Below are 15,248 nucleotides of genomic sequence, written 5' to 3' on the forward strand. Positions count from 1 at the left end.
TGCCATGTGATTGTGACCGCGAGCCCCCGACATGGCGGCAAGGGGGCCGCCCCAAGTATCCGAGACGCGCGCCGTGGGCGGCGTCGAGGACGAGGTGAAGGCGGCGGCCAAGCCGGTGGCGGCGGCTACGTCGTGGAGGCGGCCGTCGAGCTGCCCACGTCCCGTTGGCGCCCGGCACCCTGCTGGGCTTCGACATTCAGGTCAACGACGCGACGGGCACCGCCAGGACGAGCACGGTGACCTCGAACGACGGCACGGGCCGCAGCTACCTGGACACCAGCCACCGGGGCCTTCTCCCGAGATCTACACCCACGACGCCGAACGCCGTCAGGACCTGGACGAGGCGGTGCGGACGCACGACGCCATGGTGGAGGCGTACGGACGGCATGGGTGCGAGGTGATCCCCTGCCCAGGGCGGAGGTCGCCGCCGGCGTCGTCTTCGTCCTGGAGCGCCTGCGCCGCTGGGGAGCCGCGCCGACGGTGGATCAACGCCCCTCGATGAAGGCGAGCAGGTCGCCGTTGAGCTGGTCGCGGTGGCTGACGAACAGGCCGTGGCCGGCGGTCGGGTACTCGTGGTAGACCGCGCCGGGGATCATCTTGGCGGTGCGGCGGCCGGTGACGTCGATGGGCGCGGAGAAGTCGGCGGCACCGTGGACTACCAGCGTGGGGACCTTGATCTCGGGCAGGGTGGCCCGGTGGTCGAAGTTCACCACATTGCGCTGGCTCTGGCGCACCGCCCACGGCGAGGCTTCCAGGCACTGGCGCATGGTGAAGTCGACCTGCGCCGGGGAGACGTCGTTGCCCAGGTGGGTGGCGAAGAACGCCTGGGCCTGCCGGGCCAGCCACTTGGGCCGGTCGGCGTCAAGCGAGGCGATCGACGCGTCCAGCAGGGCGCCGGGGATCCCTTCGGGGTTGTCGTCGGTCTGCCGCATGAACGGCAGCATGGCCGAGATGAGCGCGATCCGCGCGATCCGCTCGTCGCCGTGCCGGGTCAGGTACCGGGCGATCTCGGCGCCGCCCATCGAGTGGCCCACCAGGATCACATCACGCAGGTCGAGAAGCTCGATCAGCACGGCCAGGTCGTCGGCCGCGGTGTCCATGTCGTAACCGGTGCTAGGACGGTCGGAACGGCCGTGCCCGCGTCGGTCGAGGGCGATGCAACGGTAGCCCTGCTCCACGAAGTACGGGATCTGGTACTCCCACATGTCGGCGCAGAGCATCGCGCTGGCCACGAACACGATCGGCCGGCCCTGGCCGTAGTCCTCGTAGGCCAGGCGGGTGCCGTCACTCGTCTCGAAGAACATCTCAGTGCTCCCAATGTCGTGGTGCAGGTGGGTGTGCGGTGCTGATGAGACGAGTCTTCCGGCGTGGAGGTAGGCGTGCCAATTACGTGCCAGGTAAGCGCCCTTACCGGCATAGGGACGTGCTCGTACCGCGATCACGCGACCCGATCTCTCCTACAGAACCGGCCCATCCGCCGACGCAAAGGGAAGGCCGCCCGTCATCACCGGTTGATGGCGCCGGACTAGCGTGTGCCCATGCCTATGAACATCGTGGTCGCGACCGGTCAGCTGCTCGAGCACTGGCGGACGATTCACAACGTGATCATCCCGACCGCCCCACTGACTGCCGCCGATGTCGCTGAGCGGGCCGGCCGCAACCGGTTGACCCTCGGCTACGCAGCAGGTCGGCTGGTCGGCAACGCGACGGTGCGGCCGCCCACGGGACCCGACGCTGTGGCCACCGTGATCGTGCGGATCCTGCCAGAGCACCGTCGCCAGGGTTTCGGCACGCATTACCTGAGGGCCGAACTCGCCCACGCCCGCAGACTGGGCGCCCAGCGGATTGAGACGGTCGTGCTCGCCTCGAACGCCGACGGTCTCGCGTTCGCGGCAGCGAATGGGTTCCTCGAGCACGACCGCTATTTACTCGACGGTGACACCGTGCCATTCGTTGATCTGCATCTCGCTGGTTGAACCCCTCCCCTCGCGGGGCCACGGGTGGGCCGGAACTCACCCGAAGATGGATCCACTTCTCGCCCTCGAATCAGGGCGTCATTGTCTGCCGAGGCCGAGGCGATCATGACCATGCCCGTCGCACGCACATGCCGAGTTTCAGGGTGTTTTGCGGGAGCGTGCACGCGATGTCGGTCGTGCCGATGAGTTTTGTGCCGATCCGTGGTCGACACGGCTGGACACACCGACAGCGGGGGGCCTGTGCTGGGAACGTCCAGCGCGGGAGGAAGCACATGGAGGCAGTGATGAGCGTCGACGACTCCCAGCAGGAGCACACCATCCGGACTGGCGCGCACGGGACGCGGGTGAGCGGTCCCAGGGTGTTGGTGGCGGGGGCGAGCATCGCGGGACCCGCGCTGGCCCACTGGCTGCGCCGGCGGGGGGCCGAGGTGACCGTGGTGGAGCGGGCTCCTGAGCTGCGTCCCGGCGGGCAGGCGGTGGACGCGCGCGGGGTCGTCAAGGAGGTCATCGGGCGCATGGGGCTGGACGCGGCGGTGCGCGCGGCGTGCACCGACACCGCCGGCGCGCACACCGTGGACGCGGACGGGCAGGTGCTGGAGACCTTCCGTGCAGACGACGACGGTGGCGACGGGTTCATCGCGGACATCGAGATCCTGCGCGGGGACCTGTCCCAGGTGCTCTACGATGACACCCGCGACGGCGTCGAGTACGTCTTCGGCGACCGGATCGCGGGGCTCGCCCAGGACGCGGACGGCGTCGACGTGGTCTTCGCGGGCGGCAACCGGCGGCGCTTCGACCTGGTGGTCGGGGCCGACGGGTTGCACTCGGCGCTGCGAGCGATGGTCTTCGGGCCGCATGAGCGGTTCCTCCGCCACCTCGGGCACGTGCTGGCCTTCTACAGTGTGCCCAACGAGTTCGGGCTGGACCGCTGGCTGCTCGAGTACCAGGATCAGGAGTCCGGGCGCTCTGCCCTCCTGCGGCCCATCCAGGACGCCACCCGGGCGATGGCCATGTTCTCCTTCGCCTCGGCCGACTTCGACGTCGACTACCGTGACGTCGCGGCCCAGAAGGTCCTGCTGCGTGAGCGGATGGCGGGCCTGGGCTGGTTGACCCCGGACATCCTCGCGCACCTGGACGACACCCCGGACTTCTACCTCGACCAGGTCGCCCAGGTGGTGATGGACCGCTGGTCGAGTGGACGGGTGGTGCTGCTCGGGGACGCGGCGTTCAGCTCCTCGCCGATGTCGGGGCAGGGCACCGGGCTGGCGCTGGTCGGCGCCTACCTGCTGGCCGGAGAGCTGGCCGCCGCCGGATGGGACCCCGGCGCCGGGTTCGCCCGCTACGAGGCGCGGATGCGCTCGTTCGTCGAGGCCAACCAGGAGATCGGCCGGTTGAACGCCCGCAGCCGCGACGTCCCCGGGCCGGACGCCGAGCCGCGCCCCGATTTCGCCGGCGAATGGTTCACCGAGCTGGTCGGGCGCGCGATCAACGGCATCGAGCTGCCCGACTACGCGGGGGTGCCGGGCTCCGCAGCCCCGGCCGGATCGCCGATCACCTCGTCGGCCAGGCCGTAGGTATCACCTAACGTGTCGAGAGGGACCACGCTTCGGTGGGACACCGCCGGACGACCTCCGCTCATGCCGCGTAGTGCGCGTTGGAGCGCCCGTTCGGCGGCCACGCCACGTTCCGATGAGGCGGTTGTGACTCGGAAAACTGACAAGAGCCCATTGATCCCCAGCCGGATTGCTCGCCCGTCTTGTCTCAAGGCTGAGATCGGTGCGCAGCTCGCCGACATGCCCCCTGACACGATGGATCAGAACGGACAGGTGCCTTCGATCCCGAGTGCAAGATCGTGATCTGGCCGGGGGAGGCACCACCGCTGGAAAGACCTCGTTTGCAGAGCAATGTCATCGAGGGCGATGGGCCCGGATATCCACCGGGCGTCCATCGGGATCGCGAGCCGTCATAGTCCATTGCGTGGGCAGTGTCTCGATCTGTCCGACCGGCCGCCCGGCATCCAGAATCCGTTCGCGAAGCTCGCACAGTTGTGCGTATGTGCCCACGCGCAGTCCCCAGCCCGTCCGGCGGCGCTCACCAGCGCCGCAACCGGCCAGCCGGGGGAGACAGGTGCGCCAGGGCGGAGAATCGCCCCCACAGGGGGCAGCCGAGCAGGAGCAGGCCGTCTCCCTTCCATGCCGGGGATCGCCTTCTGGCTCAGCCACATCCACATCGAGATCTCCGGCATGGAGGCGATGCGACGCGATGCCCAAGAGCGGTTGACCTCAACTTACGTTGAGCTTTTATCGTGGCCGAATGTGAACGCATATCCGAAGGCAGGGCGGCGGGAGTGGACAGGGTTGGCCGTGCTCATCCTGCCCACCCTGCTGCTTTCGATTGACATGTCCGTGCTGCATCTGGCCGTGCCGACACTGACAAAGGACCTGAAGCCCACCGGCGCACAGTTGCTGTGGATCTCCGATGTCTACGGCTTCCTCATCGCGGGGTTCCTGATCACGATGGGCACCCTCGGTGACCGCATCGGTCGCAGGAGGCTGCTGTTGATCGGCGGCGCCGCGTTCGCAGTGGCCTCAGTGCTCGCCGCGTACGCCACCACGCCCCTGCTGCTGATCCTGGCCCGGGCACTGCTCGGCGTCGCGGGTGCCACGCTGATGCCGTCCACGCTCTCGTTGATCAGCAACATGTTCCTGGACTCGCGACAGCGAACCAAGGCGATCGGCCTGTGGATGACCGGGTTCACCGGCGGCATGGTCGTTGGGCCGCTGGTCGGCGGGCTGCTGCTCGAATGGTTCTGGTGGGGTGCGGTCTTCCTGCTGAACGTGCCTGTCATGCTGGTGTTGCTGGTGGCAGGGCCGCTGCTGCTGCCCGAATACCGCGCGCCGGGCGCGGGCCGTCTCGACCTGGCGAGCGTGGTGCTGTCACTGGGCGCGGTCCTGCCGACCATCTATGGAATCAAGGAGTTCGCGGCGTACGGGCTCTCCTGGCCCTCCGCACTCGCCGTCGCGGCAGGAGCGATCCTGGCCGCCGTGTTCGTACGGCGCCAACGCGCCCTGGCCGCCCCACTACTGGACCTGAAACTGTTCGCCAACCGTAAATTCAGCGCCTCCCTGGGCGCCCTGATGCTGGTCACCCTGCTGGGCCCCGGCCTCAGTCTGCTCACCGGCCAGTACCTCCAGCTTTCGGCGGGGCTGTCGCCACTGGCGGCCGGGATGTGGATGGTGCCGATGACCGCCGCGGTGATCGTCGGCTTCGTCATCACCCCCCGGCTCGCCGGCCGGTTCCGACCGGTCCACGTCATCGCCGGCGGGCTGGCCGTGGCCATCCTGGGCATGTTGCTGCTCGCCCAGGTCGAGGGTACTGGTGGGCTGGTCTACGTGGTGGTGGGGCAGTCCCTGTTCTTCGCCGGGACCTCGCCGCTCGTGGTCCTCGGCATCGACATGGTGGTAGGCGCGGCGCCGCCGGAGCGGTCGGGCTCGGCCGCGGCGCTGTCGGAGACTGGGCAGGAGTTCTCCGCTGCTCTCGGGCTTGCCGTGCTAGGCAGCCTCGCCGCAGTGGTGTACCGGGCGGGCGTTGCGGTGCCGGACGGCTTGGACAGCGCGGCCGCCCGCACGGCCCGGGACACCTTCGGCGGAGCTTTCGCGGTCGCCGCCGGGAACCCCGATGTCTCCGGGAAACTGCTGGCCGGCGCCAGAGCGGCTTTTGCCGACGGCCTGGCCGCCGCTGCTGTCGCAGGCGTGGTGATAATGGTGGCCGTCACGGCCCTCGTGTTCGCTTCGCTCCGCCATCTACCGCCCCTCGGCTCGCCCTCGGCCGAATCCGCACAGCGCTCCGAGTCCACCTCCACCTGACGGCCATCACGCCCTTGTGGGCGTGATCGCGTCTCGGCCTGCCGTTGGGTAGCAGGCCGTCGTCCATGGTGATGTCCGTGCGTTGGAGCCGCATGCTGTCAGTCGCGCTGCTTCGAGCTGGGCAGTGTGTCGCCTTGGACTTGATGTCAACCTTGGTTGAGGTTAGAGACTTCTCCTCGCCGATGTCAGACAAACAGTGCAGGAGAGTGCTGGATATGCGAGTGGTACACGTGACCCGTTTCGGAGGGCCCGAGGTGCTGGTGCCGGGCGAGGAGCCGGATCCGGTCGTGGGACCCGGCCAGGTGATGGTCGACGTCTCCGTTGCAGGAATCACGTTCGTCGAGACCCAGATCCGGCGCGGCACCGACCCTTGGCACGACAAGCCCGAACTCCCGTACGTGCCGGGCAGCATGGTGGCCGGTCGCGTGAGTGCGGTGGGGGAGGATGCGGACCCGAGCTGGTTCGGACAGCGCGTTCTGGCAGGCACGGGGGAGACCGGCGGCTTCGCCGAGCGTGCGGTGGCCTTCACGGAGGACCTGATCCAGATACCGGAAGAACTGGAACTGACCGATGCCGTCGCTCTGCACACCGACGGCAGCACCGCGCTGGGCCTCGTGGAGGGAGCCCGCATCCGATCTGGCGAATGGGTGCTGGTCGAGGCAGCAGGCGGCGGCGTCGGAAGCCTGCTGGTGCAACTGGCGCATGCGGCCGGTGCCAAAGTCGTCGGGGCTGCGCGCGGCAGCCGGAAGCTGAACATGGTACGCGACCTTGGCGCGGAGGCGGTGGTCGACTATTCCGATCAGGACTGGACGGAGCAGGTGCTCGACGCCACCGGTGGCACGGGTGTCGACCTGGTGTTCGACGGGGTTGGCGGGGAGATCGGCCGGGCCGCGTTCGAGGTGACGGCTGACGGCGGCCGTTTCTCCATCCACGGCGCTTCCAGTGGTGAGGTCACGATGATCGATTCCGCACAGGCGCAGCGGCGGGGAATTGAGGTGATCGGGATCGAGCAACTCTTCGGCTTCGGGCCGCGAATGAGAGGGTGGGCCGAGCGGGTGATGTCAGAAGCGGTGGCAGGCCGGATCAGGCCGATCGTCGGGCAGACCTTCCCGTTGGAGCGTGCTTCGGATGCGCATGCGGCGATCGAGTCGCGCAACGCCGTAGGCAAGACTCTGCTGCTCATCTGAGGGGCGTCCAACCATGTTGTGCTGACGGGCGTCATCGCCGGCGGGCGTCCCAGGCGCCGCCCGCGGGCGCGGGCGGCGGCCAGGCCCTCGTGCGTGCCCTCCACGATGAGCTCGCGGATGAACTCCGCCAACGTGGCGAAGACATGGAAGACGAGCCGCCCGCCGGGGGTGGTGGTGTCGCCCCCCCACTCGGATCCGTGCGACCAGCCCCAAAGTAGCTCTCTGTAACCTTAGTTACGTACTGTCATGGCTGTCGGGGCTTGTTTCATAAGTGGTCGCTTGCGCCCGCTGCACCCATCTCGGCATGGCCCCACTCGTGGACTTCCATCTGGACCGGGGGTGGATGACATCACCTGCCTATCGAGAGCTATGCTGTGAACAATAAACCGATCTGTTCAAATGGAGACAACATGCCGTCGGCGTTCTCCGAGGAAGAGAGGTTGCGGATCATCGAGCAGTTGCTCGACACCGCCACCCACCTCTTCTCGACCCAGGGGCTGCGCAAGACGTCCCTGGAAGAGTTGACCGCTCCCGCGGGCATCGCCAAGTCCTCGCTGTATGCCTTCTTCGACTCCAAAGAGGACCTGTACTTCGAGGCGATGCTGCGCCAGAGCGAGCAGGTCCGGCGCCGGGTGATCGATGAGGGCCTCAACCGCGGCGCCGACACCCGCGACGCGCTGCGCCGCTTCCTGCGCGCCACGATCGCCGAACTTGACAGCAATCCGCTCTACCGGCGGCTGATGTCCCACCCCCAGGAGATGGCCGCGGTCGCCGCCAAGCTCACCCCCGAGCGCACGGCCGTAGCGGCGGACGGCCCGATGGCCGATGTGCTCCAGTTCCTCAGCATCCATCTGAAAGACGATCCGCAGGTCCTGCTCGGCGTGCTGCGCGCGGTCCTGCTGACCCCGCTGCACGCCGAACACCTAGGCGCCGAGATCTACCCGGCCGTGATGAACCGTCTGATCGACGCGGTCACAGAAGGGATCACCCCATGATGAACGGCCTACCGTACCTGTCGGCCGGCGCGGGAGCACCCTTGGTCGTCCTGCTCTACACCCCACAAGCGGCCAACCCGACGGGGTTGGCACGCTGGTCCACGATGCGGATGGTGCGACCGTTCACCGAACACTTCACTGTCTATGTCGTCAACCGGCCGCCCGGGCTGCCGTCAACCACGACGATGGCCGACCTCGCCGCCGTCTACGCGCAAGCGATCAAAACCACCTTCGAGGGCCCGGTGAACATACTGGCCATCTCCACCGGCGGCTCCATCGCCCTGCAGCTTGCCGCCGACCATCCCGGCCTGGTCAACCGCCTGGTCCTAGCGGGTACGGCCTGCACTCTCGGCCCTGTCGGCAAGCGAGCCCAACGTAACTACATCGAACGCGCACGCCAGGGCAGGCGGCCCAGCCCCGCCCTGGCCGAGATCGTCACCGAATCAGCGATCGGCCAGAGACTGCTCCGATGCCTGCTGTGGCTGTCGGACAATGGCCACAAGGACCACAGTGACGCCGTCACCGTTCTCAACGCCGAAGACGGCTTCGACCTGCGCGGCCGGCTGCACAACATCAAGGCGGCCACGCTGCTGATCCAGGGTGGTAAGGACCTCGTCTACCCGCTGGAACTGGCCCGGTACACGGTCGAGGGCATCCCCGACGCTCAACTCGTCGTCTACCCAGACCGCAGCCACAGCGGCACATTCACCGACAAGCGCTTCGCCTCCGACGCACTGGCCTTCCTGACAGACGCGTGATCAGACTCAGCAGCCGCTTGGGTGCGCCGGATCCATCACCCACACCGGCGCAACCAAGTCGCCTGGCAACCGGCATGAGCGCCCGCGCCGAAAAGTCGCCGACCTGCGCGACAGGCACGCCACCCTCGCTGAGGCAGCCGGCGCCTTCCCGACCGGCGAGTTCCACCAAGCTGTCATCATCGCGGGTGATGGGGCCTCCGGCATCCGGACCGCCCCGTGACCTGGCTGAACACCGGGATCGGCGGCAACAAGTACGGCGCGCAACTGCTTCCCGCCGACGGCATGTTCGCCGAACTCTCTGCGACGACGGGGCCGGAGCACTGGGCCGCGGACGGCGTGCACCCGACGCCGGCCGGTCACGCCGCGCTCGCGGCGGCCTGGCTGCGCCTGGTCGCGTGAACTGGTCCCAACCTCCGCTCTCGGGCCGACTACCATGTGATCGTGACCGCGAGCCCCCGACCTGTCCGTAAAGGGGCCGCCCCGAGCATCCGAGACGTAGCCGCCGCGGCCGGCGTCTCGCACCAGACCGTCTCGCGCGTGCTGAACGACTCACCCCGGGTGCGGCCCGACACCCGCGCCGCGGTGCTGGCCGCGATCGAGCGGCTGGGGTTCCGCCCCAACCGGGCCGCCCGCACGCTGGGCCTCGGCCGGGCCAGCGGCGTCACCGTCGTGACCTCCAACACCATGCTGTACGGCTACGCCGCCACCCTCCAGGGCATCGAGGAGGCGGCCAGGACCGAGGGCGTGGCCCTGGGGATCAGGGTCGTGGAGTCGGCCGAGGTCGAGCAGACGGTCGACTACGTCAGCGACCCGAGCGCGGGCGGGCTGGTGGTCATCGCGTTCGACCCGCTGGGCACGGCGGTGGCCGAGGCGCTGCCGCCGCACATCCCCGCCATCCTGGCCACCGAGCCGGTCGCCCCCGACCTGGGACGGGTGGCGATCGCCCTGGACGAGCGCCGGGCCGCCGCCGACGCCACCCAGCACCTGCTTGACCTCGGGCACCATACCGTCCACCACGTGGCCATCCCGTCCGAGGGCCGCGCCGGAGGGCGGCACGCGGGCTGGCGCGACGCGCTGCGCCGGGCGGGCGCGGAGATCCCCTCGGTGCTGGCATGCGGGTGGGATGTGGAGTCGGCGTACGCGGCGGGGGAGCGGCTGGCCCGGTCGCCGGACGTGACGGCGATCCTGTGCGGCAACGACGACATCGCGCAGGGGGTGCGGCGGGCGCTCTACGACGCGGGGAAGGACGTTCCCGGGGATGTCAGCATCGTCGGCTTCGACGACATCCCCGGCTCGGCCTTCTGGACCCCGGCGCTGACCACCGTACGGATGGATTTCGCCGGGTTGGGGCGGGCCTGCTTCCACGCGGCGCTGGCCGAGCTGGGCGGGCACCCGCAACCGGCCATCTCGCTGGTCCCGCCGCGCCTCATCATCCGCGAGTCCACCGCACCCCCGCGGCACCCGTGATCTGCCCGGGAGTCCACCCCGGCCCTGCGTCACCCGTGATCTGCCCGCGTCCACCCCGCCCCCGCGTCATCCGTGAGCTTCCCGCGGTTGCGGCGTCTCGGAGGGGGCCAGGAGCGCGCTCGAGCCGGCCGGATTCGTCGACTTCGCCGTCACCGAGGCACGGGTCGCGGGGCGTCCCGGGACCAGGCTGGGCTGCGCCAGGAGGGACGCCGGACAGGTCTGGACCGTGAGCGAGCACTTCGCCGTGCGGGACGATGTCCATTTCGTCTAAGGTGCGCCTCGTCCGTCCCCGAGGAGGACGAGGCGCACTTCTCCGGCATCGTGGAGCAGTTCGAGATCTGGCCCGAGGAGCCGCCGCAGGCCGACCGAGCCCGCACCCCTAGGCGGTTACCAGTTGGCGGGCAGCCCGGGCGTCGTGGCGGGCAGCGCGCGGTCCTGCGGGTGGATGATGTACGCGACGCCGCCGCTGCTCGAGCTCCGCAGCCAGACGTTCTCGAAGTCGGCCCGCGGATACACGTGCCGCACGGCGTCGTTGCTCGACGAGGCGGGGTCGTTGGCGATCACGTCACCCGACGCGGTGAAGCCGACGATCGCCATGAGGTGCCCGTTGGTGCCGTACCCGGCGCCCGGCAGCTCGCCCTTCTTGAACGACTGCGAGGTGATGACCGGGATGCCCGCCTTGATCAGCAGCTCCAGCTCCGTCAGCGACCGCAGCCGCGTGATGAACCCGTCCATCCCGTACCGCCCCGCGTAGGCGGTGTTGAACGGCCAGTTGCCCGCCCCCTGGTATGCGTGGTCGTAGGTGTAGCGGGCGGCGTAGTCGACCTCGGGGTTCGGGTCGGCGGGATCGACCCAGGAGGTGTCCTCGGCGCTGGGCCGCTTGCCCCAGTAGCCGAGGACCATGGTGGTCGAGGTCGGGCTGCACCACGCCTCGCCGCCGCCGTCCCATTCGGGGTAGTGGCCCTGGTGGACGTTCTGGGAGCGGCGCGGCACGGCCAGCTCCGTCCCCCATGCGCCGCCGCTCGGGCTGACCGGCACGGTCTTGCGTTCCGGCACGTTGGAGGCCATGACGCCGGACGTGCGCACGCGCGGCGTCACCGAGGAGCCGGGCGTGCGGTAGAGGGTGAGGCGCAGCTGGTAGCCGCTGATGGGCTTGCCGGCCGCCGCGACCAGCGTGTCCACCGCGACGCTGGCGTTCGCGTCCCCCTGTCCCGGTACGGAGGTGCGGCGGATGTCGCCTTCCGCGTACGCCCACCGGCCGAGCGAGTACCACTTGGTCAGCCCTTCGGCGTTCCTGGCCCGGGCCTCGACCTGCATCCAGCTGCCCGGCGGCACGTCGGCGGTCCAGGACGCGATCAGCTCGGTGGCCGGGAAGCCGATCGCCCGCTCGGGACCGGTCCAGCGGGCGTACTCCCAGGTCCTGGTGCCGAGCGCGTCGGTGTAGGAGACGGTGCCGACGGCCTGGCCGAACAGCAGGCCGTTGCCGGCTCCCGTGCCCTCGTACGTGCCGGTGGCGAAGTCGGCCCGCTGGAAGACGACGTCAGGTGTGACGGCGGCGGGCTTGGTCTCCGCGCCGGCAGGGGCGGAGACGGTCGTGACCAGCACAAGGCTGGACAGGAGCACGGTCAGCGCACGCATGAACCCACCTTCTCGGGCGGCGATTGTCGCGGCCGACACTAGGCAGAAGCGGCTGGTAAAGCATCGGGAAATCTACGTATCGCTCCATTTTCGCGTTATTTTCATGGATTCCGAAATATTTCGACTGATGTCATTGCAGGTGGGAGTAGGCAGCATCGAACTAAAGATCCGAAATGTTTCTGCCATCCGTTGACACATTTCGGCGATCTCCTCAGACTGACCTTCGAAGGGGTGAGCTGCCGGGTGGGCTGACCCTCTGTACGTGTGTGGTGTGGCGTGCTCCGGGTGCCGCCACACCACACACCGGTCCGGGCCCTCAGCCCGTAAAATGCGGAACCAAGGTGACGAATTGGTAGAGGTCGCCGGCGAGAAGCAGGCAGCAGGCCGTGAAGGCCGCCCTGTCGCTGTACTCCCGCATCTCGGGGTCCCAGTCGTCATTGGTCGGCATGAAGCTCACGAGCGTCGCGAACAGCGCAAGCGTTCCCGAAAAGGTGCCCATCGAGATCCGCGCAAGCCTGGAAGTCTCATGCGCTCGTGCCGACGGCGGCGGTGCTCGGTGTGGCATCACTGCTTGACCCATTTCATGACGAGGAACACGGGGAACCTCGCGGCGTCAGGCCGTCCGGCAGCCCAGGCGGGGGCTGGTTCGGGCTCGTCCAGCTCGTCCAGCCGGAGGCCGTGGCGGCGGAACGTGTTGACGTACGTCGAGAGCGTGCGGTGGTTGGCGCCGACCCGGCGGCGCAGGGAGGACAGCTCGCCGTCGGCACGCCACCAGCCCTCCGTGTGGTGGCGCGCGTCCCCTGGCCAGGAGCCGGAGACGCCCCGGCCGCCGGGGAAGCACGGGTGCAGGATCGCGCAGGCGAAGACGCCGCCGGGGCGGAGAGCGCGGACGGCGGTCGCGGCGGCGCCGTCGAGGTCGTCGATGTCGGAGAGGCCGAAGGCGCAGGCCACCACGTCGAACGGGGGAAGGTCCGGCTCGAAGGGCTCGGTCACGTCGGCGTGGAGGTAGCGGATGCCCAGTGGGGTGTCGTGTACTGCGGCCCGCGCCCTGGCGATCAGCGCTTCTGAGATATCGGCGCCGACGACGGCGGCGCCGCGGCGGGCGAGCTCACGGCTGATGCGGCCGTGGCCGCAGGCGATGTCCAGGACCCGCAGGTCAGCGACAGGTCCCAGCATGTCGAGCAGGCGCACCGAGGCTGGGTCGTCGATGACGTCGGTCCAGCCTTCCGCGTAGAAGTCGGCGATCTCGTCGTAGCGGGCAACACCTGGCATGATCCCGACAGTACGCGCCAAGGATCCTGGGCCGGGCGGTGTTCGTCGAGCGCGGAACGCCGCATCCGAAGTAAAGGCTTCGTCATGGGGGCGCATGGTTCAGGTTGGGGAGTCTCCCTGGGTTCTGCGGGTGGGAGCAGGATCGTCCCCGGTCAGGCAGGTGCGGCAGGTTATGGCGAAGGGGACGAGATGGTCATCCGGGGGATCGCGGGGATCGTCGCGCTCACCGCGTTGGGCGGGGGGACCGTTGCGGCTCCGGTCGGGCCGATGTTGCGGGTCAGCGGGACCGTCACCCCGGATCCGATGGTCATCGGCGCGCAGTCCGTCTACATGGTGACCGTCGAGAACGCCGGACGCGGCGACGCCGAGAACGTGACGATCGTCAACAACCTCGATCCGAACACGACCGCCGGCCTCCTGTCCGACGACTGCGGCCTCGTCAACCGGGGCGCCACCGTCGTCTGTGGCGGTGCCGGGCTGGCGATCCCGCCGGGGTCGAGCGTGACGTACGAGATCCCGGTCACGCTCGACCCGGCGCTTCCGGACGGCACGCGGGTCACCAACAAGGTCGAGGTCTCGGCCACGGGGACGGGCGCTCGCTCGACACGGATGATCAACCCGGCGCGGGCGCGGGCCAAGGCCGGTCCGCCCGCCGCCCCTGAGGCCGGGGGCTCCGACACGTGCGCCACCGTTCACCAAAGCGCTCCGAACGGTGGGAACGGCCGTCCGTGCGTGGCCGGCGGCGCCGGGCCCGCTCAGCCGCCGAACTCCGGCCCGGCCACGTCTCCCACTTCCGACACGGAGCCCGCCCGCGCCGCCGATCCGGCCCGCGCCGCCGATCCTGCTCGCGCCGCCGATCCCGCCCGGGCCGCCGATCCGGCTCGCGTGGGTGATGCGGCTCGCGTGGGCGATCCTGCTAGGGCCGGCGATTCCGCTTCCGGTACCGGTTCCGCGACGTCGGCCCCGTCCAAGCCGGACCCGTACGGGAGCTCCGTGGGAGGCGGCGACGCGAGGCCCGGGAGCGGGCAGTCGCCCGCCCTGGACGGGAGCGAAGGCGTGCTTCATGTCATCTCCGGCGGAGACATCATCAAGGGCGGTCCCACCACGGGGCCGCGCCTGCGCCGTCCCGGTGAGGGGCGCGGGCCGGAGGAGCACCCCGCCGCCGAGGTGGGCCCCGGTCAGCGCCGCCCGCGGCCGGGGTCCGGGGAAGCGGAGAAGCGGGACGACGACGGCGCCGTCCCGCTGACCGGGGTGTCGGTGTGGCTGGTGGGACTGGGCATTCCCATGCTCGTCGCCATCGGCCTGCTCGTATGGCAGTTCTCCGGCCACAACCGCCGCCGCCCGGCCGCCGACCGCCCCGGCACCGGCAGCACCGGCACTGATCGCCGGGGCAGCGCCGCCGGGAGCACCGGCACCGGTACCGGCAGGGCCAACGCCGACCGCGCCGTCGCCGGCAGCGCCAATGCCGACCGCGCCGTCGCCGGCAGCGCCAATGCCGACCGCGCCGTCGCCGGCAGTCCCCGCCGCCCGGCGAGGCGCCGGGAGCAGCAGCCCGGCGAGGCGTCCTGAGCTCAGCGGGAGGCCAGCGCGTCCCGGGTCCATGAGCCGAGCACCAGCAGCGTCTTGGTCCCGGTCACGTCACCGGCCCGGCGCAACCGGTCGATGACCTGCTGCAGGTGCCCGAGATCGCGTACCCGTACATGGATCAGGGCGTCGGGATCGCCCGCGATGGTGAACACCGCCTGCACCTCGGGCACGTCGGCGGCGGTGCGGATGATCTCGCTCACCGGAGTCGTGCCCGGATAGCGCAGCTCCGTGAACGCCTCGATGCCCCACCCCAGCTTGGAGTAGTCGATCTGCACGCTGAAACCGGTGATCACCCCGGTCTCCCTGAGCCGGTCGACCCGCCGCTTCACCGCCGCCACCGACAGCCCCACCAGCTGCGCCATCTCCGAGAACGTCCTGCGCCCGTCCTCACGCAGCAGCCGCAGCACCCGGTGGTCGATCTCGTCCACGTCAGCCATGCGAGAACCCCTTCATCAGGCGCAAAGAACATCAGCCACCAAGGCTCTAGTCCTCACATAATTTG

General features: G+C 69.6%; 15 protein-coding genes and 1 pseudogene. 10 read left to right on the plus strand and 6 right to left on the minus strand.

Annotation, left to right across the window (positions count from 1 at the left end; genetic code table 11):
* Positions 1-164: 164 nt before the first annotated feature.
* Positions 165-401 carry a sugar-binding protein gene (locus AB0H84_RS37645; RefSeq protein WP_357615465.1) on the plus strand — a complete coding sequence of 79 codons (237 nt, stop codon included), beginning with the start codon at positions 165-167 and terminating at the stop codon, positions 399-401.
* Positions 402-485: 84 nt separating this feature from the next.
* Here the strand turns inward: AB0H84_RS37645 and AB0H84_RS37650 are convergent, their stop codons facing one another.
* Positions 486-1,304, minus strand: coding sequence for an alpha/beta hydrolase (locus AB0H84_RS37650; protein WP_357615468.1), 819 nt, complete (start codon positions 1,302-1,304; stop codon positions 486-488).
* A 234-nt stretch (positions 1,305-1,538) separates the two neighbouring features.
* On the opposite strand from AB0H84_RS37650, the gene AB0H84_RS37655 reads away from it, so the two are divergent.
* The 4 genes from AB0H84_RS37655 to AB0H84_RS37670 all read left to right on the plus strand — a co-directional run bounded on the left by AB0H84_RS37655 (position 1,539) and on the right by AB0H84_RS37670 (position 7,029).
* The gene (locus AB0H84_RS37655) at positions 1,539-1,976 is read left to right on the plus strand and encodes a GNAT family N-acetyltransferase (RefSeq protein WP_357615471.1); all 438 of its coding nucleotides are present in this window, start codon (positions 1,539-1,541) and stop codon (positions 1,974-1,976) included.
* 284 nt (positions 1,977-2,260) lie between these two features.
* Positions 2,261-3,550: an FAD-dependent monooxygenase gene (locus AB0H84_RS37660; protein ID WP_357615474.1), complete on the plus strand. Its 1,290-nt coding sequence runs from the start codon at positions 2,261-2,263 to the stop codon at positions 3,548-3,550.
* A 618-nt stretch (positions 3,551-4,168) separates the two neighbouring features.
* Entirely contained in the window at positions 4,169-5,842 is a 1,674-nt protein-coding gene (locus AB0H84_RS37665) for an MFS transporter (RefSeq protein WP_357615477.1), read from the plus strand.
* A 230-nt stretch (positions 5,843-6,072) separates the two neighbouring features.
* Positions 6,073-7,029 carry a zinc-binding dehydrogenase gene (locus AB0H84_RS37670; protein ID WP_357615480.1) on the plus strand — a complete coding sequence of 319 codons (957 nt, stop codon included), beginning with the start codon at positions 6,073-6,075 and terminating at the stop codon, positions 7,027-7,029.
* A gap of 29 nt (positions 7,030-7,058) precedes the next feature.
* Here the strand turns inward: AB0H84_RS37670 and AB0H84_RS37675 are convergent.
* Positions 7,059-7,208: pseudogene (locus AB0H84_RS37675) on the minus strand (recombinase family protein); the annotation flags it as partial.
* 261 nt (positions 7,209-7,469) lie between these two features.
* Here AB0H84_RS37675 and AB0H84_RS37680 point away from each other — a divergent pair.
* The 4 genes from AB0H84_RS37680 to AB0H84_RS37695 all read left to right on the plus strand — a co-directional run bounded on the left by AB0H84_RS37680 (position 7,470) and on the right by AB0H84_RS37695 (position 10,249).
* Positions 7,470-8,024 (plus strand): TetR/AcrR family transcriptional regulator, encoded by a 555-nt coding sequence (locus AB0H84_RS37680; protein ID WP_357615483.1) that lies wholly within the window; start codon positions 7,470-7,472, stop codon positions 8,022-8,024.
* Between the two features lie 41 nt (positions 8,025-8,065).
* On the plus strand, positions 8,066-8,782 hold the full coding sequence (locus AB0H84_RS37685) for an alpha/beta hydrolase (RefSeq protein ID WP_357615486.1): 717 nt from the start codon (positions 8,066-8,068) through the stop codon (positions 8,780-8,782).
* 216 nt (positions 8,783-8,998) lie between these two features.
* On the plus strand, positions 8,999-9,181 hold the full coding sequence (locus tag AB0H84_RS37690; RefSeq protein ID WP_357615489.1) for a hypothetical protein: 183 nt from the start codon (positions 8,999-9,001) through the stop codon (positions 9,179-9,181).
* A 42-nt stretch (positions 9,182-9,223) separates the two neighbouring features.
* Entirely contained in the window at positions 9,224-10,249 is a 1,026-nt protein-coding gene (locus tag AB0H84_RS37695) for a LacI family DNA-binding transcriptional regulator (RefSeq protein WP_357615492.1), read from the plus strand.
* A gap of 387 nt (positions 10,250-10,636) precedes the next feature.
* Here AB0H84_RS37695 and AB0H84_RS37700 read toward each other — a convergent pair whose 3' ends face one another.
* The 3 genes from AB0H84_RS37700 to AB0H84_RS37710 form a co-directional block, all read right to left on the minus strand.
* Positions 10,637-11,887, minus strand: coding sequence for a C39 family peptidase (locus tag AB0H84_RS37700; protein WP_357615494.1), 1,251 nt, complete (start codon positions 11,885-11,887; stop codon positions 10,637-10,639).
* A gap of 316 nt (positions 11,888-12,203) precedes the next feature.
* A complete protein-coding gene (locus tag AB0H84_RS37705; RefSeq protein ID WP_357615497.1) occupies positions 12,204-12,386 on the minus strand; it encodes a hypothetical protein in 183 nt (60 codons plus the stop codon).
* A gap of 65 nt (positions 12,387-12,451) precedes the next feature.
* Positions 12,452-13,159 carry a class I SAM-dependent methyltransferase gene (locus AB0H84_RS37710; protein ID WP_357615500.1) on the minus strand — a complete coding sequence of 236 codons (708 nt, stop codon included), beginning with the start codon at positions 13,157-13,159 and terminating at the stop codon, positions 12,452-12,454.
* A gap of 189 nt (positions 13,160-13,348) precedes the next feature.
* Between AB0H84_RS37710 and AB0H84_RS37715 the strand changes: the two genes are divergently transcribed.
* Positions 13,349-14,728, plus strand: a complete 1,380-nt coding sequence (locus AB0H84_RS37715; protein ID WP_357615503.1) for a hypothetical protein — start codon at positions 13,349-13,351, stop codon at positions 14,726-14,728.
* Between the two features lie 2 nt (positions 14,729-14,730).
* Here the strand turns inward: AB0H84_RS37715 and AB0H84_RS37720 are convergent, their stop codons facing one another.
* A complete protein-coding gene (locus AB0H84_RS37720; protein WP_357615506.1) occupies positions 14,731-15,183 on the minus strand; it encodes an Lrp/AsnC family transcriptional regulator in 453 nt (150 codons plus the stop codon).
* Positions 15,184-15,248: the final 65 nt, after the last annotated feature.

This window comes from Nonomuraea sp. NPDC050786 (genome assembly GCF_040654115.1).
GTDB lineage: Bacteria > Actinomycetota > Actinomycetes > Streptosporangiales > Streptosporangiaceae > Nonomuraea.